The organism is Mesorhizobium sp. CA12 (assembly GCF_020165255.1).
Lineage (GTDB): Bacteria > Pseudomonadota > Alphaproteobacteria > Rhizobiales > Rhizobiaceae > Mesorhizobium.
Map to the genome: position 1 here is coordinate 166,492 of NZ_JAIUHT010000001.1, position 23,436 is coordinate 189,927.

Genomic DNA, 23,436 nt, shown 5'->3' on the forward strand with positions numbered 1-23,436 from the left:
GCACCCTCCGCTCTTTCAGCGCCGCCTCACCGCAAGATCAGGGGGCACAGGCGCGGAACGTTGTTTTCTGACTATTCATGCCTCAGCGCGTCGATCGGGTCGAGCCTTGCGCCGCGCAGCGCCGGGAAGAAGCCGAACACCATGCCGATCAGCGCCGAGAAGCCGACGGCGAGCAGGATGACGGCGGGGCTTGGCGCGAAGGGTATCGTCAGCGTCATCGAGGCGAGGCCGGCCAGCGAAAGCCCGATCAGGATGCCGATGATGCCGCCAAAGAGCGACAGCACCGTCGCCTCGACCAGGAACTGGATGAGGATGTGTTTTTCATGCGCGCCGATGGCCAGCCTGATGCCGATCTCGCGCGTGCGTTCGGTGACCGAGACCAGCATGATATTCATGATGCCGATGCCGCCGACCAGCAGGCTGACGCCGGCGACGGCGCCGAGCATGCCGGTCATGGTCGTGGTGGCGCTGGTCATCGCATCGGCGATCTGGGTCATGTCGCGGATGGCGAAATCGGGATCGCGGTCGGGCGTGATACGGCGTGTGTCGCGCAAAATGTCCTCGACGCGCGGCTGCAGCTCGGTGGTCGGGGTGCGGTCGTCGGCGGCGACATAAATGTTGTCGATGTCGCGGTTGCCGGCGATGCGCCGTTGATAGGCGTGCAGCGGCATCAGCACGACATTGTCCTGGTCCTGGCCGAAGCCGGTATAGCCCTTGGCCTCGAGCAGGCCGATGATCTTGCAGGAGGTGCGGTTGACGCGGATGATCTCGCCCTCCGGATCGCCGGCGCCGAAGAATTGCTGGCGCACGGTTTCGCCGATCAGGCACACACCGGCGCCCGCGCGCGTTTCGGAATCGCTGAAAGATCGTCCGGACACCAGTTTCCAGTCGCGGGCGTCGAGATAGGCGCTGTCGGTGCCGGTCACGCCAGAGGTCAGGCTTTCGGTGCCGAAGATGACGCGGACCTGCTTTTGCGAGGCCGGCGAAATCGCGCGGGCGCCGCTCAGATGCGCGACGAGCGCGGCGACATCCTTTTCGGCCAGCGGCCGCACCGTCTGGTCGAGCCCTCCCGGTCCACCGGGGCCTGCCGGCCGGCCGGCGCGGACGACGAGCAGGTTGCTGCCGAGCTTGGAAATATCGGCCTTGACCTTCTCCGTCGTGCCGGAGCCGATGGTGAGCATGGCGATGACGGCGGCGACGCCGATGACGATGCCAAGCAGCGTCAGGAACGAGCGCAATACGTTGCGGCGGATCGAGCGCAGCGAGAGGCGGACGGTCTCCCAGATCATGCCGCTTGCTCCGCTAAGGTGTCGGAGGCGACATGGCCGTCGAGGAAACGGACGGTGCGGCCGGCATAGTTCGCGACCTCGGCCTCATGCGTGACCATGACGATGGAGAGCCCGAGCTCGGCATTGAGCCTGGTCAGCAGCTCCATGATCTCGTGCGTGCGCGCCGTGTCGAGATTGCCGGTGGGCTCGTCGGCGACCAGTAGCGTCGGTCTGGTGACGATGGCGCGGGCGATCGCCACGCGCTGCTGCTGGCCGCCGGAAAGCTCGGCCGGCGTGTGGTGCTCGCGCCCGACCAGCCCGACCTCGGCCAGCGCCTGCATGGCGAGATCGCGGCGCTCGCGCGCGGCAACGCCGCGATAGATCAGCGGCAGCTCGACATTTTCCGCGGCGGTGGTGCGCGGCAGCAGATTGTAGCCCTGGAAGACGAAGCCGACATAGAGGTTGCGCAAAAGCGCGCGGCGGTTGCGATCCAGACGACCCGCATCGACGCCCATGAAACAGTAGGTTCCGGTCGTCGGCGTATCGAGGCAGCCGATGATGTTCATCGCCGTCGACTTGCCCGAGCCGGAAGGACCCATGATGGCGACGAATTCGCCGCGCCGGATGGCGAGATCGACGCCGGCCAGCGCGTGCACGCGAGCCTCGCCCTCGCCATAGCTCTTCCAGACCTTGTCGAAGGTGATGAGCAGGGGAGCCGACATTTCGTCAGCTCCGCTGCTGCGCGCCGGTGATGACTTGCGCGCCTTCGTCGAGGCCGGAGGTGATCTCGGTCAGCTCGCCGTCGGTCGAGCCGATCCTGACGTTGACCGGACGCGGCCGGCCGTTCTCCAGCACATAGAGCGTGCGCGAGCCGTCGGTCGGCGCCTTCGTTGCGTCGCGCTGTCGGTTGGGGCGGCCCATGCGGCCGGTGAAGAGGTCGCTAAGGCTCCAGCCGCGCGTCGCCTGTTGCATCGGGCGATAGCGGAAGGCGGTAGAGGGAACGGTAAGCACGCCCTTGGCCTGCCGGGTCACAACCGAGACCGTGGCCGTCATACCGGGCCGCAAGAGAAGCTCGCCATTGTCGACTTCGAGGCGGGCATTGTAGGTGACAACGCCGTCGGTGGTGACCGAGGCATAGGAGATGTCGCGGATCTCGGCGTCGAAGGGTCGGTCCGCGAATGCGTCGACGGTGAATCGGGCATGCTGGCCTGGCTTGACCTGGCCGATATCGGCCTCGTCGACCGCGGCCTGCAATTCCATGTTGCGAAGGTCGGCGGCGATGACGAAGAGCACCGGCGCCTGCAGGGAGGACGCGACCGTCTGGCCGGGATCGACCGAGCGCGTCAGCACGATGCCGTCGATCGGCGCATAGATGGTGCTCTTGGCGAGATCGGTCTGCTGTGCCTTGAGATCTGCCCGGGCGATGGCGAAATTGGCTTCGGCGCTGTCGAGCGCCGCCTTCGAACGATCGCGCGTCGCGGTCGCCGCTTCGAGCGATTGGTCCGTCGCCATGCCGCGCTTGGTCAGCGCGCTTGCGCGCACAACCGCGTTCTCGTTCTCCTGCAAGGTAACCTTGGCGTTCTCGACGCTTGCTGCCGCCGCCTTGGCGGAGGCGGTGGCGCGTTCGATCTGGACTTCGAGCTTGGCGGTGTCGAGCCTCGCCAGCACGTCGCCCTTCTTGACCTGCTGGTTTTCATTGACCGCGACCGAGCGGACGATGCCGGAAAGCTCGCTGGAGATATCGACCTGGGTCAGCGGCTGCAGCGTGCCGGTGGCCGATACCGCGACGGTGAGGTCGGCGATTGCCGCGGGCACTGTGGTGTATTCGATCCTGGGAGGTGCTGCGGCATACCATCGATAGAAGGCAATGCCGGCGGCGATGATCGCTATCGTCAGCAGCGCGTAGAACCAGAAGCGGCGACGCTTGCGGCTTACTCCCTTGCGGTCGAGCCCGAGCGCTGCCTCTATGGAAGTACCGGATTCCGCGTTTGGCGGATTGACAAGCTGGTCCACGCCGGACCCCTATGCTGAAAATGGATGTCCCTATCCGTCCACAAATCAGGCCTTAAGGTTCGAATTTCAAATTAAATTTCCCTCATGTTGGGAGTGAGGCAGAAATTCGGGCGAGGCGAAAGGTTTTCTCCATGGCGCGCAGTTACTTGCTTTACGATGTGTTTACCACCGAAAGGCTGGCCGGAAATCCGCTCGCGGTGGTGCTGGACAGCGATGGGCTCGACATTGCCGGCATGCAGGCGGTCGCGCGCGAATTCAATCTGTCTGAGACAGTGTTCGTGCTGCCTCCCGACAATCCGAAGCATCGCAACCGCATACGCATCTTCACGCCGGACTATGAGATGCCTTTCGCGGGGCATCCGACGGTCGGCTCGGCGATCGCGCTGGCCGAACTCGCCGGGGAGGCCGCCGGCATCTTCGTGCTGGAGGAGAATATCGGACCGGTGCGTTGCGCGGTGAGCAAGCATGACGGCTCGACCTTCGCCGAGTTCGACCTGGCGAAACTGCCTGAACCGCTGGAGCTCAAGGCTGACCCGGAAGCGATCGGCGCCGCGCTCGGCCTTGCCCCGCACGAGATCGGCTTCGAGAATCACCGCGTCGCCTTCTGGTCGGCCGGCGTGCCTTATGTGACGATTCCCGTTGCCGGCCTGGAGGAGGCGGCCAAGATCCGGCTCGACAACCAAGCCTGGTCGGAATTGGCGCCGCGCAAGAGCGAATGGGCCTTCGCCAGCCCCTATGTCTATTGCCGCGAGCGGGTCCATCACGACAGCGCCTTCCACGTGCGCATGATCGTGCCCGGCACGCCTTCCTATGAGGACCCGGCGACCGGTTCGGCCGCGGCCGCCTTTGCCGGCGCTATCATGCATTTCGACGCCCCGACCGACGGCATCTCGCAGCTCTGGATCGAGCAGGGGCTGGAAATGGGCCGGCCGTCGCGCATCCGGCTCGAGCTCAATGTCGATGGCGGGAAACTGGCCTCCGCGCGCATTGGCGGCCACGCGGTCAAGGTGGCTGAAGGCAAGCTATTCGTGTGACACCTGCGGGCTTTATTGGCAGGCATGATCTTTTTCGAAAAAACCGGAATCCACTTTTCGGGATCATGCCGTGTCGATTTGTCGGGAAATGATCCGGCAGGGCCTAGACACAGCCGAAAGCGGCGGCTATATGCGCCGCCGACGCTGAGTTTTCCGGCGGTGTGGGTGTGTAGCTCAGTTGGTAGAGCAGCTGACTCTTAATCAGCGGGTCCACAGTTCGATCCTGTGCACACCCACCAATTTTCCTTTGATTAGATGGAAGCCCCGCTGCCCAGTCGACCGGCTGCTTGGGCTATCGGATACTGTCTTAGCTTGGCTGGCATAGCAAGCCCGGTCTGTCCGTATATGCCGATTTTCTAATGATGAGATCGCCGATAGCCACCGCAACAGCGCCGCCGCCACGGTTGATCAAGGAATATCCGAATTGTGGCAGAAAGGTTACATAGTTTGTCAAAGAACTGAGCTAAAAATAGACGCACCGATTTTCTCACAGGAATGCCCGATGCGCGCGCTCAAGTTTACCCTGCTTTCTTCGCTTGCGATTGCTACTCCCGCATTGGCGGCGGACCTGTCCCCCCAACCGATCCAGCCTGTGGCTTATGATTGGTCTGGCATCTATGTAGGTGCGCAGGCCGGGTACGTTTGGGGAAATTCAACTTACGACGGCGCGGGGTCCCCTGCAGGCCCGCCCTTCATTAGCACGTCCGTCGATCCCAACGGCGGTTTTGGCGGTGCATACGTCGGTTATAACTACCAGTTCGGTGGTAATTATGTCGTTGGCGTTGAAGCGGACGTGAATTTCGCCGACGCAAAGTCGGACAACAATGCGTTTCCTGGGTTCCCTGGTGTCTCCGGAAGCAGTGATTTGAAATGGTTCGGATCGACACGCCTGCGCGCCGGCTACGCGTTCGATCGTTTCTTGCCATTTGTAACTGGCGGTGTCGCATTCGCCAGATATTCCGGCGCATCCAATTTTCCGGGCGGTTCAAGCGAGATCAGCGGCACCAGGGCGGGCTGGACGATAGGCGCTGGACTTGAATACGCCATGACCGACAATTTGATCGGGCGCGTCGAATACCGCTATTCCGACTATGGCCGCGAATCGGTATCTCCGCCGTTCTCTTTCCCGACACAGGCTGCCAGGCTTGATCTGAACACCAACGATGTCCGCGTTGGGCTTAGCTACAAATTCTGATTTCCGATTACCTCTTTCAAACCCCGCCTGCGCGGGGTTTTTTATTGTGCGACGGCTCTGGGGAATTGTGGCCGCCGTAATGGCGGCCATATTCAACTCAGCGGCCCTTGAAGACATTTGTGAGCATTCACTTTTCAGAAACGCCGGCCTCGGCAAAGCTCGCCATCTTCGCGTGGCATTCCAGTGCCGAACGAACGATGTTGACGGCAAGGCAGGCGCCGGAGCCTTCGCCGAGCCGCATGCCGAGATCGAGCAGCGGCGGTAGGCCGAGCGCCTCGAGCAGGCGGCGGTGGCCGGCTTCGGCCGAGACATGGGCGGCGATGGTGTGGGCCAGCCCGGTCGGATGCAGCCTCGCCAGAGGTGCTGCGGCTGCGGTGCAGACGAAGCCGTCGAGCAGCACCGGCACGTTGTTCTTGCGCGCGGCGAGCGTGGCGCCGAGGATGGCCGCCAGTTCCCGTCCGCCCAGGGCAGCAGCGATCTTCAGCGGGTCGGAGAGCGAATCGGCGTGACGCTTGAGGCCCGCCTCGATGGCCACGACCTTGCGCTTCATGCCGGCGTCGTCGACGCCGGTGCCGCGCCCGGTCCATTTTTCGGCGCCGCCGCCGAAAAGCGCCGTCGAGATCGCGGCCGCCGGCGTGGTGTTGCCGATGCCCATCTCGCCGAAGCAGACAAGGTCGAGATCCTTGGTTACCGTGTCGTAGCCGGTCGAGACGGCGGCGAGGAAAGCCTTTTCGTCCATCGCCGGCGCTATCGTGAAATCGCCGGTCGGATGATCGAGATCGAGCGGGATGACGTCGAGCGTGGCGCCGGCAATGCGGGCCAACTGGTTGATGGCGGCACCCCCGCCGGCGAAATTTGCCACCATCTGCACCGTCACTTCCGACGGATAGGCCGACACGCCCTGCGCGGTGACGCCGTGATTGCCGGCGAAGACGAAGACCTTCACTGAATCGAGCTTCGGCATGTCGCGGCCCTGCCAGCGGCCGAGCCAAGCGGCGATCGCTTCCAGCCGGCCGAGACTGCCCTGCGGTTTGGTCAGCGTGTCCTGGCGCCTCGCGACGGCGCTGGCGGCCGCATCGCTGCCGGACGGGAGGTCGAGGCAGGCGGCGCGAAGGTCTTCGAGGGATTTGAAGCTCATGGGGGCAAGGTCTCCGAAAGTGAATCAGGAAAGGCAGGCGGAAGCGACGAGCAGCACGGCGATCTCGCCGAGCTGCTGCAGCGCGCCGATCGTGTCGCCGGTCTGGCCGCCGATCTGGCTTAGGCAAAGCGCGCGGAACGTCATGAAGACCAGGCCGAGCAGAATGAGCGCCGCTATCGCGCCGCCAAGGCCGAGCGCCAGCAGCGCCACCGCGCCGAGCGCGGCGCCGATGATGGCGGTCTCGACTGTTACGGTCCCGGCGTTGGCAGACAGGCCGTCGCTGCGGGCCGGCGGCAGAAGATGCATGAAGGCGCCGAACAGGCCGCGCGAGCCGGCATGCGCGGCAAGCAGCGCCAGGAACACGTGGCCTGGACCGGCGAGCTCGGAAAGCGCGCTCCAGCGGATGAGCAGCGACAGCCCAAGCGCCGCAGCGCCATAGGCGCCGATGCGGCTGTCGCGCATGATCTCCAGTTTCCTGTCGCGCGTCCTGCCGCCCCAAAAGCCGTCGGCGATATCGGAAAGCCCGTCCTCGTGCAGGCAGCCGGTAACGAGCATCGTCGCGGCGAGCGTGAGCGCCGCGGCCGGTGCTGTGGCGAGGCCGAAGACGGCGGCGATCGCGTAGACGAGCGCGCCGATGATCGCCACCGCGAGGCCGGCGAAGGGCGCGGCCCAGATCGCATCCGCCAGGCTGCGGCCGCCGAAATCGCCCGAGGGCAACCTCAGCCGGGTGAAGAAGACGAGGCTGAGGCCGATATCGTCAAGCACTTGCCGGGGTGCGGAAGAGCCGCTCATGCGCTCCTCGCAATGGCATGGAAGAAGGTGCCGCTGACATGGCCGCGCCGGTAGCCGGAGGCGCCGAGCGGATTGCCCTGGCCGTCGGCGAGATCGGCCAAGGGCTCGTCATTGCCGGCAGCAAGCATCTGCGCGTAGTGGAATTCGTGACCGCGGATCCGCGTGCCCTCCGGCCCCAACGGACAGGCGGCGCGCAGCCGCGCCTCGCGATAGCCGAGATTCATCTTGCGTTTGGCGAAGCTGGTCGAATGGCCAAGCAGGCTAAGCATCTTGTGGCTCTCGCCCTCCGCGTCTTCCAGCACTTCGCCCAGCACCATGAAGCCGCCGCACTCGCCGTGAACCGGCTTTGCCGCCGCAAAGCGCGCCATTCCTGCCTGGAAGTTGATCGCGGCCGCGAGCTTGCCGGCATGCAGCTCGGGATAGCCGCCGGGCAGCCAGCAGATATCGCAGTCCGGCGAGGGCGCCTCGTCGGCAAGCGGCGAGAAAGGCACGATCTCGGCGCCTGCCTTGCGCCAATGCGTGGCGACATGCGGATAGAGGAAGGTGAAGGCGGCGTCTTCCGCCAGCGCGATGCGCTGTCCGGGCGGCTGCAAGGCATCGCCGAAGTCGCCGGTCGCCGGTTCCAGCGGGGTGGCCAGCGCCAGGATGGCGTCGATGTCGAGCGACTTCTCGACCATGTCGGCCAGCCGGTCGAGATGCGCCATCAGGTTCTCGTATTCGCCGGCTTGGACGAGGCCGAGATGCCGCTCCGGCAGGTTGAGCTTTGGATCGCGCAGGATGGCGCCGACCACGGGCAGGCCGATCGCCTCTATGGCGTCTCCCGATAGACGCCGGTGGCGTTCGCTGCCGAGCCGGTTGAGAATGACGCCGGCCATGCGGACATCCGGGTCGTAAGTGGCAAACCCCTTGGCGACGGCGGCGGCCGTGGTCGACTGCCCGGAGACGTCGAGCACCAGGAGCACAGGCAGGCTGTAGAGCCGGGCGAGATCGGCGGCCGAGCCGGAGCGGCCTTGCGGCGCGGGGATGCCGTCGAACAGGCCCATCGCGCTTTCAAGGATAATGTATTCGGCGTCGTCCGCAGCCTGCGTGGCCAGCGCGTTGAGCAGGGCAGGCGACATGGCCCAGCTGTCGAGGTTGACGCCCGAGAGTCCGGTCGCGGCGGCGTGGAAACCCGGGTCGATATAGTCCGGCCCCGACTTTGCGCCGCGCACTTTCAGCCCGCGCCGCGCAAGCGCACGCAACAGGCCGATGGTGACGCTGGTCTTGCCCGAGCCGGAGCGCGGCGCGCCGATGATGATTGCGCGCGCCGTCATGCGCCGCCCGTCAGTGCCGCGCGCATGGCGACGATGCCGCCGACAACGATCAGCGCCGGCGAAGCGAGCCCGGCGGCCGCGGCCTCGTCAGCGATGTTGGCGAGCGTGGCGACCACGATGCGCTCCTGCGGAGTGGTTGCCGCCACGATCACGGCGGCCGGGGTCGATGGCGCGAGGCCGCCCTCGAGCAGCTTTGCCGCGATCACCGGCAAATTGGCCATGCCCATATAGACGACGACCGGCTGTCCGGTGCGGGCGATCGCCATCCAGTCGATGTCGTCATCGGTGCCGGCGGCGTGGCCGGTGGCGAGGATCACGGCCTTGTTGATGCCGCGCATGGTGGCGGGAATGCCGGTGGCAGCCAGCGCGCTGAGGCCGGAGGTGAGGCCGGAGAGCACCCGGAACGGAATTTCTTCGCCGGCGAGCGCCAGAGCTTCTTCGCCGCCGCGGCCGAAAATATAGGGGTCGCCGCCCTTCAGGCGCACGACTCGGCGGCCTTCGCGCGCCAGCCGCACGAGAAGCGCGTTGATGTCGTCCTGCTTCATCGAGGGCTGGCCGCCGCGTTTTCCGGCGTAGAAGAGCTCGGCGCCTTGAGCGACCGCCACGACGTCGGGCGAGACCAGCGCGTCATAGACCAGCGCATCGCATTGCCCAAGTGCCGCCAGCACCTCCAGCGTCAGGCAGCCGGGGTCGCCGGGGCCGGCGCCTGCCAGCCAGACATGGCCTGGCTCAAGCTCGCGCGGCTTGAAGTTCAGCCGCGCCAGCGCCTGCTCCACATTAGCCCGTCCGTTCGTATTGGCGCTGCCGTTCACAATCCGTCCCGTCCGCGAAAACGCCGCTGGTAGTGGGCGTCGTACAGTGAGCTTTCGCCGAAATCCTGCGCGGCGAGAGCGCTGCCGACGAAGATGATCGCGGTGCGTTCCATCGGGCTCTCCGCCAATTGCGCTTCGATGGTGCCCAGCGTGCCGGTCAGGATGCGCTCGTCCGGCCAGGAGGCGCGGAAGACGACCGCGACCGGACATTCGGCGCCGTAAAGCGGCGTCAGATCCGCGACGATGCGCTCGATGGCATGGATGGCGAGATGAATGGCAAGCGTGGCGCCGGTGCGGCCGAAGCCGGCCAGCGTCTCGCCCGGCGGCATTTTCGAGGCGCGGCCGGAGACACGGGTCAGCACCAGGCTTTGCGCGAGTTCCGGAATGGTGAGCTCGCGGCGAAGTGCCGCCGCCGCCGCCGCGAAAGAGGGCACGCCTGGGGTCAGCGTGTAGGGTATGCCGTGCTTTTCCAGCCGCCTGATCTGTTCAGCCACCGCGCTCCACACCGAAAGATCGCCGGAATGCAGGCGCGAGACGTCCTGCCCAGCCTTGTGCGCGGCGACATATTCGGCCTCGATCTCGTCGAGCGACATCGGCGCCGTGTCGATCAGTTTGGTGCTTGGCGCGCAATGCTCGAGCAGTTCCGGCGCGACGATCGAGCCGGCATAGAGGCAGACCGGGCAACTGGCCAGCAGCCGGGCGCCGCGCAAGGTGATGAGATCGGCGGCGCCCGGGCCAGCGCCGATGAAATGGACGGTCATGGCGCATCTCCGCTGATGGCGATGGCGCAGGTGACCGGACCGAGCACGATGCGCGGTCCAAACAGTTTCGCACCTTTTCCGGCCGCGGCCAGGGCCGAGGCTTCCGAAACCGAAGGCGTGCCGGCCTGGGCCTGCGACGCGTCGGAGCGACTGACCGTGCCGGACGAGACGGATTGCAGTGCGGCGTCGGAGATGACGAGCACGGGGAGGTCGAGGTCTCGGGCGGCAAGGAAGATCGCCGGCTCATCGCGCTTGATTTCACCCGTCGCCAATGCAGAAAGCGCCGTCATCGTAAGCCCATGCGCCTCAAGTGCGGTCTCGATCGCGGCGCGAACGTCGCCCGCCGTCACACCTTTGCGGCTGCCGATACCTGCGACCATCATGGCTTGACCCAGCTCCACTGCGTGACCGGCATGGCCGGTCGCCACGCCTGCATCGAGCCGACAGGCGCCGCGCGCGACAGGGCGATGCGGGTGAGATCGCCGCCACGCCTGTTGTGCTGGTCGAGCAGCAGCGCCTCCATCTCCAGCGTCACCGCATTGGCGACCAGCCGGCCGCCGGGACGCAGTGCGTTGATCGCCTTCTCCAGCACGCCGGCATCGCTGCCGCCGCCACCGATAAAGATGGCATCGGGCGTCTCCAATTTTGCCAGCGCCTTAGGCGCGGCGCCCTCGATCACGACAAGACCGGGCACGCCGCAATGCACGGCGTTGCGGTGGATGCGAGTGGCCCGCTCGCTGTTCGCTTCGATGGCGATGGCGCGCAGCGAGGAATGAGCCAGCATCCATTCGATGCCGATCGAGCCGGAACCGGCGCCGATGTCCCACAGCAGCTCGCCGCGCCGTGGTGCCAGTGCCGACAGCGTGATGGCGCGGATCTCGCGCTTGGTGATCTGGCCGTCATGTTCGAACAGGTGATCGGCAAGGCCACAGGTCAAGGGCAGGATGCGCGCGTCCGGTGTCGATTCAATTTCGAGCGCCAGCACGTTGAGCGGGTTGATGTTTTCGAGATCGAAGGCATCGGCTCGAACGGTGCGACGCATCTCATCGGGGCCGCCGAGCGCTTCGAGGACAGTCAAGTGCGAAGGGCCAAAACCGAGCTCGTCGAGCAGTGCAGCGATAGCCGCCGGCGCTTCGGCGTCGGAGGTGAGCGCCAGGATGCGCGCGCCAGGAAGGAGCAGGGGCCGGATCAGGTCGATCGAATAGCCGTGCAGCGAGATTGTCTCCACGTCCTGCAAAGCCCAGCCGAGACGGGAGGCGGCCAGCGACAGAGACGAGGGCGCCGGCAGGACGAGCATTTGCTCCGGCTTGACCTTGCGGGCCAGCGTGGCGCCGACACCATGGAAAAACGGGTCGCCGGACGCGAGCACGCAGATTTTTTTGCCCGCGACCGCCAGCACGTCGCGCATTTCGGCATCGAAGGGCGTCGGCCACGGGCGCGCTTCGCCCTTGGCCAGCGACGCGACAAGGCCGAGATGCCGCTTCCCGCCGAAGACGATCTCGGCCTCGGCAATCCGCTGCTTGGCCTCGTCGCCGAGACCCGCTAGACCGTCCTCGCCGATGCCGACGATGGTGAGCCATTTTGAGGCTGGCTTGGCGGCGCGCGGACCCTTAGCAGGCATGATGACCCACCATATCCTGATCCTCGGCGGAACGACGGAAGCCCGGCAATTGGCCGGGAAGCTCGCCCGTCGCGACGATTTTTCGGTCACGCTGTCGCTGGCCGGCCGCACTGAAAGCCCGGTCGCGCAAGGCGTGCCGGTGCGTGTCGGTGGCTTTGGCGGCGCAGATGGGCTGGCTGCCTATCTTCGGGAAGAACACGTCGATCTGCTGATCGACGCCACGCATCCATACGCCGCGCGTATCTCGGCCAACGCCGCAGAAGCGGCTGCGCAGGCTGGCGTGCCGGTCCTTGCGCTGCGGCGTCCTGGATGGGAGCCCGTGGCCGGTGATCGCTGGACGCTGGTCGACAGCGTCACTGAGGCGGCGAAGGCGCTTGGCGAGGCGCCGCGCCGCGTCTTCCTGGCGATCGGCCGTCAGGAGGCCGGCGCCTTCGAAGTCGCTCCGCAGCACCGCTACCTGATCCGCAGCGTCGACCCAGTCGAGCCGAAGCTTGGCGTGCCCGATGCACTTTACCTTTTGGCGCGCGGACCGTTTCCGGAAGCGGATGAACGGGCGTTGCTCGAAAAATACGGTATCGATGCCGTCGTTTCGAAGAACAGCGGCGGCGAGGCGACCTATGGCAAGATCGCTGCTGCGCGGGCGCTTGGTATCGAAGTGATCATGATCCGCCGACCGCGTTTGCCGGACGTTCCTTCGACTGAGACCGTCGATGCGCTGGCGGCAAAGATCGATCATCATTTCGACCCCGTTGCAGAACGCGGGGTGTAGACCAGCGCTGGTTTTTCGCCGCGCTTGATGATGCGGGTTTCCGGCGAGCCGATGATGATGCAGGTCGCCATGTCGGCCTTTGACGCGTTGGCGTCCGCCAGCAGAGAGATTTCGATTCGCTCGTCGGGCCGGCCGGCGGCGCGGCCGAAGATCACCGGCGTGGTGCCGGGCAGCACCGCCTTCAGGCATTCGAAGGCGCGGCCAAGCTGCCAGGGGCGAGCCTTGCTGATGGGATTGTAGAGCGCGACGACGAAGCCGGCGCCGGCCGCTGCCAGCAGGCGCAATTCGATCAGTTCCCACGGCTTCAAATTGTCGGAGAGCGAGATGGCGCAGAAATCATGGCCGAGCGGTGCGCCGATGCGGGCGGCGACGGCGAGCATTGCAGTCACGCCCGGGACAACCGAGATGTCGATGGCACGCCATTCTTCAGGGCCGGCTTCGATCGCCTCGCAAACGGCCGCGGCCATGGCGAAAACGCCGGGATCGCCGCCGGAAACGACGGCGACATTGTGGCCTTCTGCGGCCTTGGCCAGCGCTTCGTTGGAGCGGGCGAGTTCCTCGCGGTTGTCGGAGGCGATGCGGGTCTGGTCCGGCCGCAGTTCCAGCCGGTCGAGATAGGGCTTGTAGCCATAGAAGAAGGAAGCCTCGGCGACGGCATTGGCAGCCTGCGGCGTGACCTGGTCGGCATTGCCGGGCCCGAGACCGATGACGGTAAGACGGCCGCTCATGCCTTGGTCCCTGGGCGAGCCGACCAGCCGGCAACCAGCACGATGGCGAAATAGGGCGCCTTGTCGTCCGGCTTTTCGGCAAGCCGCATCGAGACGCTGCCCGGCATGGTGCCGCGCTCGACATAGACGGCTTTCGCCAGCTTGCCGGTCGCTTCCAGCGCGCGGCGGATTTTTGGCAGGTTGCGGCCGACCTTCATGATGACGGCGGCATCTGTGTCGGCGAGGCGGCGGGTCAGCTCGAACTCGCTCATCGTGCCCGGCAGCACACTCAGCACGTCGTCGCCCTGCACGATCGGCAGGCCAGTGGCGGACCAGCAGCCGGACATGGCGGTGATGCCGGGGATGACTTCCGTCGGGAAGCGGTGCGCAAGCCGCACATGCAGATGCATGTAGGAGCCGTAGAAGAGCGGATCGCCCTCCGACAGCACCGCCACCATCCTGCCGGCGTCGAGATGGTCGGCCACCTGTTCGGCCGATTGCTCGTAGAAATCGGCGATCTGCGCGCGATAGTCGTCGTGATCCTTATCGATCTCCGTCGTCACCGGATAGAGCAGCGGCAGCTCGATCATGTCCGGCCGGAAGCGCGCCTCGACGATGGCACGCGCATTGCTGTTGTTGCCGCGCTTGGCGAAATAGGCGACGACGTCCGCCTCTGCCAACGCGCGCGCCGCCTTCAGTGTCAGAAGCTCCGGATCTCCAGGGCCGGTGCCGACGCCGACCAGATGGCCTTTCACGATCGCGTTCACAGGCCGGGCCTCGCCAGAGAGTTGAGCGCGGCGGCGGTCATGGCGCTGCCGCCCAGCCTGCCGCGCACGATGGCATAAGGCACGCCGTAGGAATTTTCGGCCAGCGCATCCTTGGATTCGGCAGCACCCACGAAGCCCACAGGCATGCCGATGATCGCGGCCGGCCTCGGCGCGCCGTCGCGCAGCTTCTCAAGCAGATAGAAGAGCGCGGTCGGCGCGTTGCCGATGGCGACGACAGAGCCGGCCATGCGCTCGCCCCAGAGGTCGATCGCCGCGGCCGAGCGGGTGTTGCCGATTTGCCTGGCGATGTCGTGCGTGCGCGGGTCGCGCAGCGTGCATATCACATCGTTGCCGGCCGGCAGACGGGCGCGGGTGACGCCATGCGCCACCATCTCGGCATCGCAGAAGATCGGCGCGCCGGCGGCGAGCGCGGTCCGGGCGGCGGCAACGAAATTATTCGAGAAGACGAAATGGCTGGCGGCTTCAACCTGGCCGCAGGCATGGATCATGCGAATCGCGACATCGGCTTCCGCCTCCGAGAAGCGCGACAGATCCGCCTCGGCGCGGATGATGGCGAAAGACCGCTCGTAGATCGCCGTTCCGTCATGGATATAGTCGTAGGCGGCCATTCACTGGTTCCGTCGATAGAGTTCGGCGATGCCGGCCGCGCCAAGTCTTTTCAGGCAGGCGGCGGCGGTTTCGCCCTGATGTCTTCCGTCGCGGATCGCGGCAAGGATGCCGGCGACCCCGCTCGCGGCGTCATAGCCCGGCCTGTACGCGGCAGGAAGAGCCTTCGCAGTCCCGTCCACGACAAGTCCGGCTCCGTTTTCGTCGCCGACCAGGGTGAGCGCAGCGGTGCCGGGATGCGCGCAGCCCTTGGCGCAGCCGGAGATGTGGAGAGACAGCGAGGCGTCGAGAAGGTCCGCGCTTTCTTTTGCGATCGTTTCGGCGATGGCACGGGTGGCGATGCGGCCGGACGCGCAGGCCGGCGTGCCGGGGCAGGCGGCGATGCGGGTGCGCGGATCGGCGGGGTCGGTGACAAAGCCGAGCGCGGCGGCGGAGGATTGGAGCGTGCAGGGGGCGGAGAGACCGAGGAAGAGCAGGGCTCGGCCTGGGGCGAGGCGGATTGCGGAGGCCCCGAGGTTCGCGGCTTGGGTGGCGAGATCGATGAGGTTTTGCGCCGGCATGCTGCCGTAGGGCAGGGCGATGCCTAGGGCGGTGTTGTTGCCTAGATTGAATAGGCCAATGGGACTTCTCGCGGGCTGGCGTTCCTGCGCCCCCCTCTCTGTCCTGCCGGACATCTCCCCCTCAAGGGGGGAGATTGCCTTGTCACCGCGGCTTTCGCCAATATCCAACGCTGAAAGTGGAGAGCCGGCGCGGGAACTGCCAATCTCCCCCCTAGAGGGGGAGATGTCCGGCAGGACAGAGGGGGGCGCGAAGGAATGCCAGCTGGCGAGAGAGGCCAACTGCCGCTCCGACAAATCGCGGGTATGCGCCTCTCGGCCCTTTTCCGAGACCATCCGGAGTGCAGCAACTGTAATATCACGCCCAGCATCCGCATCGACCGCCGCGAGCGGCTTCGCGCTCCGCCCGTCGCCGGCAATCGACACGCTCCACCAGATGCCCGCCGCAGCCTGCACCGCCTTCAGCCGCACATCGCCCGTCACCGCATCCATCGTCAGCTGTCCGCCGCCGTCGACAACCACCGACACCTTCGGCCCCAGCCTTGTCGTCAGCCCGGCTTCCTCGATCGCCGCGCTGATTCGCTCTGCCAACGGGCGCGGATCGACGATCTCTTCCGGATCGATTCCCGCCAGCGGTCCGGTCTCGACCGGAACGCCACTGCGCACCGCGATGCCTAGCGCATCTACTTCGTCCGCCAGCAGCCGGGCGCTTTCGGCCGTCAAACCGCGGATCTGCAGGCTGCCGCGCGCGGTCACTTCCATGATGCCGTTGCCGTGGCGCAAGGCGGATTCACCGAGTTCGATGAGCGACTTGGGTGCGAGCCCTCCTGCGACCGGGTTGAGCCGCACCAGCAGCCCGTCGCCGGTCTGCATCGGCGCGCTTAGAGCAGGGCAAGCGCCACGGCGCGAAAACGCGTTCATGCCGCCACTCCACCTGCCTGGGCCTCGGCGATCAAGGCCGCGAGATCGTCGTCGATGGAATTGCGCAGCGGGTGCCACAGGCCGCGACGTCGCGCGGAGAGAAGCCGCTCGGCGATGACCTTCGCCGCCGCCGGATTCTCGCGCAGCAGGAAGGCACGGACGTCCGGGTCGCCAACATAGGCGTCGTGAACGGCCTCGATCAGCGCCCCCGAAATGGCATGCGTGGTTTCGGCGAAGCCGACCAGACGGTCGACCGTTTCGGCGAATTCGGAGGCGCCGCGCGGGCCATGGCGCATCTGGCCGGCGATGAAGCGCGGGTTGACCGCGCGGGCGCGAACCACGCGCGATACCGCTTCGCCGACCGAACGCGGCTTCGGCTTCTTCGGATCAGTCGTGTCAAGCACGATGACGTCGGCATTCCTGCCAAGTGCTGCAAGGGCGGCCGAAAAGCCGCCGATGAAGGCGACGTCGGCCGAGCCCTCAAGGATGTCGCGGCCCGGATCGTCGCCGGTGTGGACGAGGAGATCAGCTTCGGCGATCCGGCCTTCGAAAGCGCCGGGCGCCGAGATCGCTTTGCCTTCGGCGCCGCCATAGGCGTGCGAGGTGGCGTCGAGATAGGCACGGCCGATCTCTTCGCGCGCGCCCCATTCGCCGCGCGACAGCAGGTCCTCGACGCCGGCGCCATAAGTTCCCGGCGAGGTGCCGAAAATGCGCGGGCTGATCTTCCCCTGAGCGCGCGTCGCTGCGGCGAGCGGGTTCTCGGTATCGTCCTCGTCCCGGCTGGCGACCGCGTTGGCAGCGGCGTCGATCAACGCGATCTGGGTCGGGAACATGTCGCGGAACAGGCCGGAGATGCGCCAGGTGACGTCGACGCGCGGGCGGCCGAGCGTGGCCGGCGGCAGCACCTCGATGCCGGTGACGCGGCCGGTGGCGGCACCCCATTGCGGCCGGCAGCCCATCAGCGCCAGACCTTGCGCGATCTCCTCGCCGCCGGTGCGCAACGAGGCGGAACCCCAGAGGTCGATGACCAGCGAGCGCGGCCAGTCGCCATGGCTCTGCATATAGCTGCGCACCACTTCTTCCGCCGCCGCCTGGCCGAGGTCATAGGCGGTCGGCGTCGGCATGGTGCGCGGATCGGAGGTGAAGAGGTTGCGGCCGGTGGGGAGCACATCGGAGCGACCGCGCGCCGGGGCGCCGGCAGGGCCGGCCTTGATGTGGCGGCCATCGAGCGCGGCGAGCAGGTTGGCTATTTCGGCCGCCGCGCTTTGCCGGCGCAGCGGGTCGGCTTCGTCTTCCGGTGCGCGGCCATAGACATGCAGCCCGTCCTTGACGGCGAAATCCTTGAGGTCGCAGAGCCAGGCGTCGATGCGGCGCAGCGCTTCGTCCGGAGCGTCTGTGCCGGCAACGCCGGCTTCGGAAGCAAGGCCAGTCTTTTGCGCCGTCTCGACAATCAATTTGGCCAGACGGTCGCGGCGGCGGCGGTCGAGGCCGTCGGCCTGCGCGTATTCGTCGACTAACCGCTCGAGTTTCTGTTGCGCCTCGTCCAGGCCGGCGCCGGTCAGCGGCGGCGGCAGATGGCCGAGGGTCACGGCCGAAATGCGGCGCTTGGCCTGCGCCGCCTCGCCCGGATTGGAGACAATGAAGGGATAAATGATGGGCAGCGAGCCGGTGACGATCTCGGGGAAGCAGGTTTCGGAGAGGGCCACCGTCTTGCCCGGCAGCCATTCGAGCGTGCCATGCGCGCCGACATGGATGATGGCATGCACGCCGAGCGATTTCTGCAGCCAGAGGCCGAAAGCGATCAGCTCGTGGCGCGGGGGCAGCGTCGGGTCGTGATAGTCGGCGCGGCGGTCGGCCGAGCGGCCGCGGTCGGGGGCCAGCGCCACGGTGACGTTGCCGAATGTCGCGGCGCGGAAGGGGAAGGTTGCCGAGGTCGGCGCTTGAACACCCCCCTCGCGCGAACCTATCCCTTCTGCCTTGCCCCACGCGGCCTCTACTGCATTGCGCGCTTCCCTCGGGAGTTCGACCGAAAAGGCAGAGTAGTCCCCTAAGGAGAGGCCAAGCCCGCCCACCTCCAACGCATCCAGCAATTCCCGCGGCGATTGCGGAATCCCCTCAACCGCATAGCCCTGTTCCTTCAGGTCATGCAGCATCGCAAGCACACTGAAGGGCACATCCAGCCCGACTGCATAACCTGTACGTCCGGGCGCGCTCGGATAATCAGGGATCAGGATCGCGAGCTTGCGCTTGGCCCGCTCGGTCCGCTGCAGGCGTATAAACGCCGCGATCCGCTTGGCCACCTGCGCGATGCGGTCCGGCTCGGGCCGGTTGGCGAAGGCGCGGAAGGCGAGCGCCGGATCGGTCTCGACCTCGCCCTTGAACGAGACCGCGCCGGCCAGGATGCGGCCGTCGAGCTCGGGCAGCACCACATGCATGGCAAGGTCGGCGGGCGCCAGGCCGCGCTGGTTCTTTTCCCAGACCTCGCGCCTCGTCGTGGCGACGATGACCTGGAAGACGGGCACGCCGGCGCGGTCGAACAGGGTTTCGGCGCCGGGTTCCGCGCCGGAGGCGAAGGCGGTGGCGGTGACAATGGCTGAGGGTTTCAGGGAAGTGAGGGCGTTTTCGACGAAGGCCAGGGATGTCGGGTCTTTGAGGCTGGAGACGAAGATCGGTACAGGCGCTAGGCCTTGCGAACACAGGGCGTCAACGAGTGCGTCGATCGGTGCCACGTCGGCGGCAAGCAGCATCGAGCGGTAGAAGAGGATGGGGATGACGGCGAAATTGTCGACGTCGAGTTCCGCCTCTAAAAGGTTCAGCTTCTCGACGACACCAACTCCCGGCTGATAATACCCCGCCTTTGGCACGCTGACCGGTTCGGCTACGGCCGCATCCGACCCGGCAAGCCTCGCCAGCCTTTGCACCAGCGCGCTCATATTGGCCGGGCCGCCTTCGCGGAAATAGCCGAGCAGGGCGTCCAATTCGGCGCGCGGCAGGGTCGAGCCTTCGACCAGCCGCAGGTCTTCGTCATGGCTTTCGCCGGGCAGCAATGCCAGCTTGATGCCGCGTTCGCGCGCCACCGCGGCGAGCTGGTCACAGCCGTAGCGCCACCAGTCATAGCCGCCGAGGATGCGGACGAGGATGACCCTGGCGTGGCGGGCGACGCTGTCGATCCACAGGTCCACCGACATCGGGTGGCGAAGGTCGCGCAGCGCCGCAAGCCGCATCGACGGCAGCCGCTCCGCATCCGCCTTCCAGGCGGCGGCCAGGCCGGCGAGGTCGCTGTCGGTGAAGGACAGCGCCACCACATCCGCAGGCGTCTGCCTGAGGTCGATCGGCTCGGCGAGATCGTCGAGCGATGCGGATGTGGTGGCGAGGATGTGCATCGCGGTCCGGATTGCCTCAGCCGGCGAGGATACGCTCGATCGCCGGGCGGTTCAGCCCCTTGAGGCCGATGACAACGAGCCGCGAGCGGCGGTCGTCCTCAGCCGTCCAGGCGCGGTCGTAATAGTGGTTGACGCGCGGGCCGACGGCCTGCAGCAGGAGCCGCATCGGCTTGCCGCCGACCTCGACGAAGCCTTTGACGCGCAGCACGTTTTCCTGCTCGGCGGCAAGGGCGACGCGCTTGGCCAGCTCGTCGGGATTGGCGATCGACGGGATGTCGAGGACGAAGGAATCGAAATCGTCGTGCTCGTGGTCGAGCTCGTCGTCGTGATGGGTCTTGCGGTTCTCGATGTCGTCCTCGACGGCGAGACCGAGGCCGAGCAGCACCGAGGGATCGACCTTGCCCTGCGACGTCGGCACGACTTTCACGGCGCGCGCCACATGCTCGCCGATGACGGCGTTGGCGCGCTCAGAGCCCGCCGCATCCATCAAATCGCTCTTCGACAGGATGATCAGGTCGGCGCAGGCGATCTGGTCCTCGAACACCTCCTCGACCGGATCGTCATGGTCGAGCGAATCGTCCGCGGCACGCTGCGCCTTCAGCGCGTCCATGTCGGAAGCGACGCGGCCGTCGGCCAGCGCCGGGCCGTCGACCACGGCGATGACGCCGTCGACGGTGACGCGGCTCTTCACGGTCGGCCACTGGAAGGCTTGCACCAAGGGCTTCGGCAGAGCGAGACCGGAGGTCTCGATCAGGATGTGGTCGACCTTCGGCGTGCGGGACAGGATCTGGTCGAGCGCCGGCACGAAATCGTCGGCGACGGTGCAGCAGATGCAGCCATTGGCGAGCTCGACGATGTTTTCCTCCGGGCAGGTGTCGACGCCGCAGCCCTTCAGGATCTCGCCATCGATGCCGACATCGCCGAACTCGTTGACGATGATCGCCAGCCGCTTGCCCTTGGCGTTTTCGAGCAGGTTGCGGATCAGCGTCGTCTTGCCGGCGCCGAGAAAGCCGGTGACGACGGTGCAGGGCACGCGGGAAACGGATGCGTTCATGGTCGGTCCTTCAGCATGTCGAGGGGAGGGATGCGGGCAACCAGGCCGCGCTTGAGAGAATCGGGCCGGCCGCGCCAGGGGATGAGGCCATCGGTCGAGGTGGCGAAGAGCTTTGCGCCGGCGACGAGATCGGCGCCGCTGGTCGTGTTCAGATCGCCGAAGACGTAGCTCCAGCAGCCGTCGCGCAGCAGCGCGGCGCTTAGCCGGCGCTTGCAGTTGCCGAGGCATTCGACGGTACGGATGTCGATCTTTTCGCCGCAAGCAGCCCGACGCGTGTCTTCGGCAAGCAGCGCGCCGGCGCGCGGATGCGCATCCGACCCGGTCTCGTCGCGGCAGGATGAGCAGACGATGACGGTGACGCCAGCCAAAGCATCGGGCTCGGACGGAATGTCCGCACTGTTTGCCGGGAAACTGCCGTTGCGATCCAAAACCATGCTCCTTGCCCGGAAAACCCGCCGGGCATTCGGATACTTAAAGTCTCAGACGGCAGGTCTCCTGGCTCGCGGGTCGTCACCCTGAATGCCGCCTTCCCGGGAACATCCCAGTGGTTTTCGGCAGAGGCTCGTCGCTTACAGTTGCGGGGACAGCCGCGGATTTGGGTGTTGGCCCGCACCGCATTCCCTCTTGGCTCCTCCCTTTGCCGGGAGAAGACCGTCTGGGTCAGGATTTAGAGGGTTCAGGGGGCTGGAGTCAACGACTGGCTTAGTACCAGCCTTTTGGCGGCTTTATGGGTTTGAGGTATGGACCCACAAGTTTGCGAGGCGGTGAGGCCACGGGCGCCATACTTAACGAACAGCCGTGCTGGCAAACCGGTTCCCACATCAAGACGAAGCGATTGGCGTCGAACTTCGGCTCATGAACTATTATATAGCGCTGCCCTACCGGCAATAAGCCACAGGCGCCTGCGATCTGCTTGTCGATCGTTCCAAACTCCAACCACCGCAGAAGAAGCGCCGTCACTTCTTTTGGCTGCATACCGGGTGCAATGTGGCCGCCACAGAAAATGACTGGACGCGTGACCTCTACCCATTCCTCTCGGTAAGCACCTGTCGCATATGATGGCGACGCTAAGGTCAGGTAGGCCAAGACCAGACATATCGAGCGCCTGAAAACCATCGCAACCGATCCTAACCACAGTTGGGATGTTCTATTTTTGTTCACTCTCCCTGTCAACGCGCAGCTACGACACCGCGATGTCGGCCAGCGCCGGCCCGAGGTCGCCGGCCGGCGTCACTTCGATCGCCTCCAGGCCGAGCCAGCCCTGCATCTGCTTCAACTCGTCGAAGAGCTGGGCGGCCGTTTCGGGTGGGGCGCCGGCCTCGGCGTAGGCGGCGTGGACGCGCAAGATGCTGGCCGGGCGGTCAGCTTTCAGATCGACGCGGGCGACGATCCGATCGCCGAGCAGGAAGGGCAGCACGTAGTAGCCATATTGGCGTTTCTCGGCCGGCGTGTAGATCTCGATGCGGTAGCGGAAATCGAAGAGTTTCTTCGTCCTGGTGCGTTCGAAGACGACGGGATCGAAAGGGGCGAGCAGGGCGCGCGCCTCTATCCGGCGCGGGAAACGGGCGTCCTTGTGGAGATAGGCGGTCTTGTCCCAACCTTCGACCTTCACCGGCAGCAATTCGCCGGCATCGACCAGTTCCTCGATGCGATCCTTAGTGTCGCCCGGCGCGAGACGAAAATAGTCGCGCAGGTCGCCATAGGTGGCGATGCCATGGGCGCGGGCGGAAATGCGCAGCAATTCGCGATGCGCGTCCTCGACCGAGGGTACGGGCAGGTCGAGGACCGCCTGCGGCAAAACGCGCTCGGGCAGGTCGTAATAGCGTTCGAAGCCGCGGCGGTAGGCGGTGGTGATGCGCCCGGCCCAGAACAGCCATTCGAAAGCGTGCTTGGCCTCGCTCCAGCCCCACCAGCCGCCATTGCCCTTGTGGCCTTCGATGTCGGACGCGGCGATCGGACCGCGATCGGCGACCTCTCTATATATCTCGTCGATCATTTCCTTGCGTTCACGGCCCCATTTCGCCAGGCCGAGATACATCTCGTCGCCCTGCTCGGCGCGCTGCATGCGCCAGCGCATCAGCGGGTACGTCTCCACGGGCAGGAACGACGCCTCATGCGCCCAGTATTCGAACACGGCGCGCTTGCGGGTGACTGCGGCATTGTCGAGCAGCGTAAGCGGGTAGGGGCCGAGGCGCGAATAGAGCGGCATATAATGCGCCCGCACCACCGCGCTCACGGAATCGATCTGCAGAAGGCCGGTTCGCGAAAGCACCCGGGCGAGGTGCCGACGATCCGGAACTCCTGCGGGGCGAGGGTCGTTGAACCCTTGCGCGCCGAGCGCGACGCGCCTCGCCATGGCCAGCGAAATCTTGTCCTTCATCAGGTGTCGCCCCGATCGTCCGTTGGATTTTTTAGCCGGTGATTCCTGTCATGCTAGCAGGCAAATGGCGGGAGATATGTCAGGAGAGAAACTGGAGTAAAATCTGAAGGAAATCAAACAGGAGCGGATCGGACCAGTTTCTTCCGATAAGGCGTCCAGAGCCGCGATTTGAACAACGTTTGACTTGCGTCACCGAAACCGCTGCGCTAACCCTCGCCGCGTTGCAGCATGGGCCCCTTAAAACGGTTCAGCGGTTAATCTGTCACGCTTCCGCATTAGAGTTCGTTGCTGTAATCAAAATGAACTGCCCCCGCCGAAGGAAAG

At 65.9% G+C, this 23,436-nt stretch carries 21 protein-coding genes, 1 tRNA gene and 1 riboswitch; of the genes, 4 read left to right on the plus strand and 18 right to left on the minus strand.

Annotated elements, in window-relative coordinates:
* Positions 1–71: 71 nt before the first annotated feature.
* The 3 genes from LB520_RS00775 to LB520_RS00785 are packed head-to-tail and all read right to left on the minus strand — an operon-like array spanning position 72 to position 3,281.
* Positions 72–1,289 carry an ABC transporter permease gene (locus LB520_RS00775; RefSeq protein WP_224636060.1) on the minus strand — a complete coding sequence of 406 codons (1,218 nt, stop codon included), beginning with the start codon at positions 1,287–1,289 and terminating at the stop codon, positions 72–74.
* The gene (locus LB520_RS00780; protein ID WP_224636061.1) at positions 1,286–1,990 is read right to left on the minus strand and encodes an ABC transporter ATP-binding protein; all 705 of its coding nucleotides are present in this window, start codon (positions 1,988–1,990) and stop codon (positions 1,286–1,288) included. The genes LB520_RS00775 and LB520_RS00780 overlap by 4 nt, the downstream gene beginning before the upstream one ends.
* Before the next feature lie 4 nt (positions 1,991–1,994).
* Positions 1,995–3,281, minus strand: coding sequence for an efflux RND transporter periplasmic adaptor subunit (locus LB520_RS00785; protein ID WP_224636062.1), 1,287 nt, complete (start codon positions 3,279–3,281; stop codon positions 1,995–1,997).
* A 131-nt stretch (positions 3,282–3,412) separates the two neighbouring features.
* On the opposite strand from LB520_RS00785, the gene LB520_RS00790 reads away from it, so the two are divergent.
* From LB520_RS00790 to LB520_RS00800, 3 genes are all read left to right on the plus strand, one after another.
* Complete coding sequence (locus LB520_RS00790) at positions 3,413–4,315, plus strand: PhzF family phenazine biosynthesis protein (RefSeq protein WP_224636063.1); 903 nt, start codon at positions 3,413–3,415, stop codon at positions 4,313–4,315.
* 163 nt (positions 4,316–4,478) lie between these two features.
* Positions 4,479–4,554, plus strand: a tRNA-Lys gene (locus tag LB520_RS00795).
* 263 nt (positions 4,555–4,817) lie between these two features.
* Positions 4,818–5,510 (plus strand): outer membrane protein, encoded by a 693-nt coding sequence (locus LB520_RS00800; protein ID WP_224636064.1) that lies wholly within the window; start codon positions 4,818–4,820, stop codon positions 5,508–5,510.
* 127 nt (positions 5,511–5,637) lie between these two features.
* Here LB520_RS00800 and cobT read toward each other — a convergent pair whose 3' ends face one another.
* The 7 genes from cobT to cbiE are packed head-to-tail and all read right to left on the minus strand — an operon-like array spanning position 5,638 to position 11,947.
* On the minus strand, positions 5,638–6,648 hold the full coding sequence (cobT, locus tag LB520_RS00805; RefSeq protein ID WP_224636065.1) for a nicotinate-nucleotide--dimethylbenzimidazole phosphoribosyltransferase: 1,011 nt from the start codon (positions 6,646–6,648) through the stop codon (positions 5,638–5,640).
* A gap of 24 nt (positions 6,649–6,672) precedes the next feature.
* Entirely contained in the window at positions 6,673–7,440 is a 768-nt protein-coding gene (locus LB520_RS00810) for an adenosylcobinamide-GDP ribazoletransferase (RefSeq protein ID WP_224636066.1), read from the minus strand.
* Positions 7,437–8,753 carry a cobyrinate a,c-diamide synthase gene (locus tag LB520_RS00815; protein ID WP_224636067.1) on the minus strand — a complete coding sequence of 439 codons (1,317 nt, stop codon included), beginning with the start codon at positions 8,751–8,753 and terminating at the stop codon, positions 7,437–7,439. Before LB520_RS00815 ends, LB520_RS00810 begins: the two co-directional genes overlap by 4 nt.
* Positions 8,750–9,565 (minus strand): uroporphyrinogen-III C-methyltransferase, encoded by an 816-nt coding sequence (gene cobA / locus LB520_RS00820; RefSeq protein WP_224636068.1) that lies wholly within the window; start codon positions 9,563–9,565, stop codon positions 8,750–8,752. Before cobA ends, LB520_RS00815 begins: the two co-directional genes overlap by 4 nt.
* A complete protein-coding gene (gene cobM / locus LB520_RS00825) occupies positions 9,562–10,326 on the minus strand; it encodes a precorrin-4 C(11)-methyltransferase (protein WP_224636069.1) in 765 nt (254 codons plus the stop codon). The genes cobA and cobM overlap by 4 nt, the downstream gene beginning before the upstream one ends.
* Entirely contained in the window at positions 10,323–10,709 is a 387-nt protein-coding gene (locus tag LB520_RS00830) for a cobalamin biosynthesis protein (RefSeq protein ID WP_224626079.1), read from the minus strand. Before LB520_RS00830 ends, cobM begins: the two co-directional genes overlap by 4 nt.
* Entirely contained in the window at positions 10,706–11,947 is a 1,242-nt protein-coding gene (cbiE, locus tag LB520_RS00835; protein WP_224636070.1) for a precorrin-6y C5,15-methyltransferase (decarboxylating) subunit CbiE, read from the minus strand. Before cbiE ends, LB520_RS00830 begins: the two co-directional genes overlap by 4 nt.
* Position 11,948: 1 nt before the next feature.
* On the opposite strand from cbiE, the gene LB520_RS00840 reads away from it, so the two are divergent.
* Positions 11,949–12,716, plus strand: coding sequence for a cobalt-precorrin-6A reductase (locus LB520_RS00840; RefSeq protein ID WP_224636071.1), 768 nt, complete (start codon positions 11,949–11,951; stop codon positions 12,714–12,716).
* Here LB520_RS00840 and LB520_RS00845 read toward each other — a convergent pair.
* From LB520_RS00845 to LB520_RS00880, 8 genes are all read right to left on the minus strand, one after another.
* Positions 12,683–13,444: a precorrin-3B C(17)-methyltransferase gene (locus tag LB520_RS00845; protein WP_224636072.1), complete on the minus strand. Its 762-nt coding sequence runs from the start codon at positions 13,442–13,444 to the stop codon at positions 12,683–12,685. The two genes, LB520_RS00840 and LB520_RS00845, sit on opposite strands and share 34 nt — an antisense overlap.
* Positions 13,441–14,190, minus strand: coding sequence for a precorrin-2 C(20)-methyltransferase (locus LB520_RS00850; RefSeq protein ID WP_224636073.1), 750 nt, complete (start codon positions 14,188–14,190; stop codon positions 13,441–13,443). Before LB520_RS00850 ends, LB520_RS00845 begins: the two co-directional genes overlap by 4 nt.
* Positions 14,187–14,819, minus strand: coding sequence for a precorrin-8X methylmutase (locus LB520_RS00855; RefSeq protein ID WP_224601962.1), 633 nt, complete (start codon positions 14,817–14,819; stop codon positions 14,187–14,189). Before LB520_RS00855 ends, LB520_RS00850 begins: the two co-directional genes overlap by 4 nt.
* On the minus strand, positions 14,820–16,295 hold the full coding sequence (gene cobG / locus LB520_RS00860; RefSeq protein ID WP_224636074.1) for a precorrin-3B synthase: 1,476 nt from the start codon (positions 16,293–16,295) through the stop codon (positions 14,820–14,822).
* Positions 16,292–19,678 (minus strand): cobaltochelatase subunit CobN, encoded by a 3,387-nt coding sequence (gene cobN / locus LB520_RS00865; protein ID WP_224636075.1) that lies wholly within the window; start codon positions 19,676–19,678, stop codon positions 16,292–16,294. Before cobN ends, cobG begins: the two co-directional genes overlap by 4 nt.
* Before the next feature lie 16 nt (positions 19,679–19,694).
* Complete coding sequence (cobW, locus tag LB520_RS00870; protein WP_224636076.1) at positions 19,695–20,732, minus strand: cobalamin biosynthesis protein CobW; 1,038 nt, start codon at positions 20,730–20,732, stop codon at positions 19,695–19,697.
* Positions 20,729–21,160: a DUF1636 family protein gene (locus LB520_RS00875; RefSeq protein WP_224522892.1), complete on the minus strand. Its 432-nt coding sequence runs from the start codon at positions 21,158–21,160 to the stop codon at positions 20,729–20,731. The genes cobW and LB520_RS00875 overlap by 4 nt, the downstream gene beginning before the upstream one ends.
* Before the next feature lie 39 nt (positions 21,161–21,199).
* Positions 21,200–21,403: riboswitch (cobalamin riboswitch) on the minus strand.
* 509 nt (positions 21,404–21,912) lie between these two features.
* A complete protein-coding gene (locus LB520_RS00880; protein ID WP_224636077.1) occupies positions 21,913–23,112 on the minus strand; it encodes a winged helix-turn-helix domain-containing protein in 1,200 nt (399 codons plus the stop codon).
* Positions 23,113–23,436: the final 324 nt, after the last annotated feature.

Bases quoted from the DNA above. Each gene is read 5' to 3' on its own strand.
- LB520_RS00775 (WP_224636060.1), bottom strand. From the start codon at position 1,289: ATGATCTGGGAGACCGTCCGCCTCTCGCTGCGCTCGATCCGCCGCAAC.
- LB520_RS00780 (WP_224636061.1), bottom strand. From the start codon at position 1,990: ATGTCGGCTCCCCTGCTCATCACCTTCGACAAGGTCTGGAAGAGCTAT.
- LB520_RS00790 (WP_224636063.1), top strand. From the start codon at position 3,413: ATGGCGCGCAGTTACTTGCTTTACGATGTGTTTACCACCGAAAGGCTG.
- LB520_RS00800 (WP_224636064.1), top strand. From the start codon at position 4,818: ATGCGCGCGCTCAAGTTTACCCTGCTTTCTTCGCTTGCGATTGCTACT.
- cobT (WP_224636065.1), bottom strand. From the start codon at position 6,648: ATGAGCTTCAAATCCCTCGAAGACCTTCGCGCCGCCTGCCTCGACCTC.
- LB520_RS00810 (WP_224636066.1), bottom strand. From the start codon at position 7,440: ATGAGCGGCTCTTCCGCACCCCGGCAAGTGCTTGACGATATCGGCCTC.
- LB520_RS00815 (WP_224636067.1), bottom strand. From the start codon at position 8,753: ATGACGGCGCGCGCAATCATCATCGGCGCGCCGCGCTCCGGCTCGGGC.
- cobM (WP_224636069.1), bottom strand. From the start codon at position 10,326: ATGACCGTCCATTTCATCGGCGCTGGCCCGGGCGCCGCCGATCTCATC.
- LB520_RS00830 (WP_224626079.1), bottom strand. From the start codon at position 10,709: ATGATGGTCGCAGGTATCGGCAGCCGCAAAGGTGTGACGGCGGGCGAC.
- cbiE (WP_224636070.1), bottom strand. From the start codon at position 11,947: ATGCCTGCTAAGGGTCCGCGCGCCGCCAAGCCAGCCTCAAAATGGCTC.
- LB520_RS00840 (WP_224636071.1), top strand. From the start codon at position 11,949: ATGACCCACCATATCCTGATCCTCGGCGGAACGACGGAAGCCCGGCAA.
- LB520_RS00845 (WP_224636072.1), bottom strand. From the start codon at position 13,444: ATGAGCGGCCGTCTTACCGTCATCGGTCTCGGGCCCGGCAATGCCGAC.
- LB520_RS00855 (WP_224601962.1), bottom strand. From the start codon at position 14,819: ATGGCCGCCTACGACTATATCCATGACGGAACGGCGATCTACGAGCGG.
- cobG (WP_224636074.1), bottom strand. From the start codon at position 16,295: ATGAACGCGTTTTCGCGCCGTGGCGCTTGCCCTGCTCTAAGCGCGCCG.
- cobN (WP_224636075.1), bottom strand. From the start codon at position 19,678: ATGCACATCCTCGCCACCACATCCGCATCGCTCGACGATCTCGCCGAG.
- cobW (WP_224636076.1), bottom strand. From the start codon at position 20,732: ATGAACGCATCCGTTTCCCGCGTGCCCTGCACCGTCGTCACCGGCTTT.
- LB520_RS00880 (WP_224636077.1), bottom strand. From the start codon at position 23,112: ATGAAGGACAAGATTTCGCTGGCCATGGCGAGGCGCGTCGCGCTCGGC.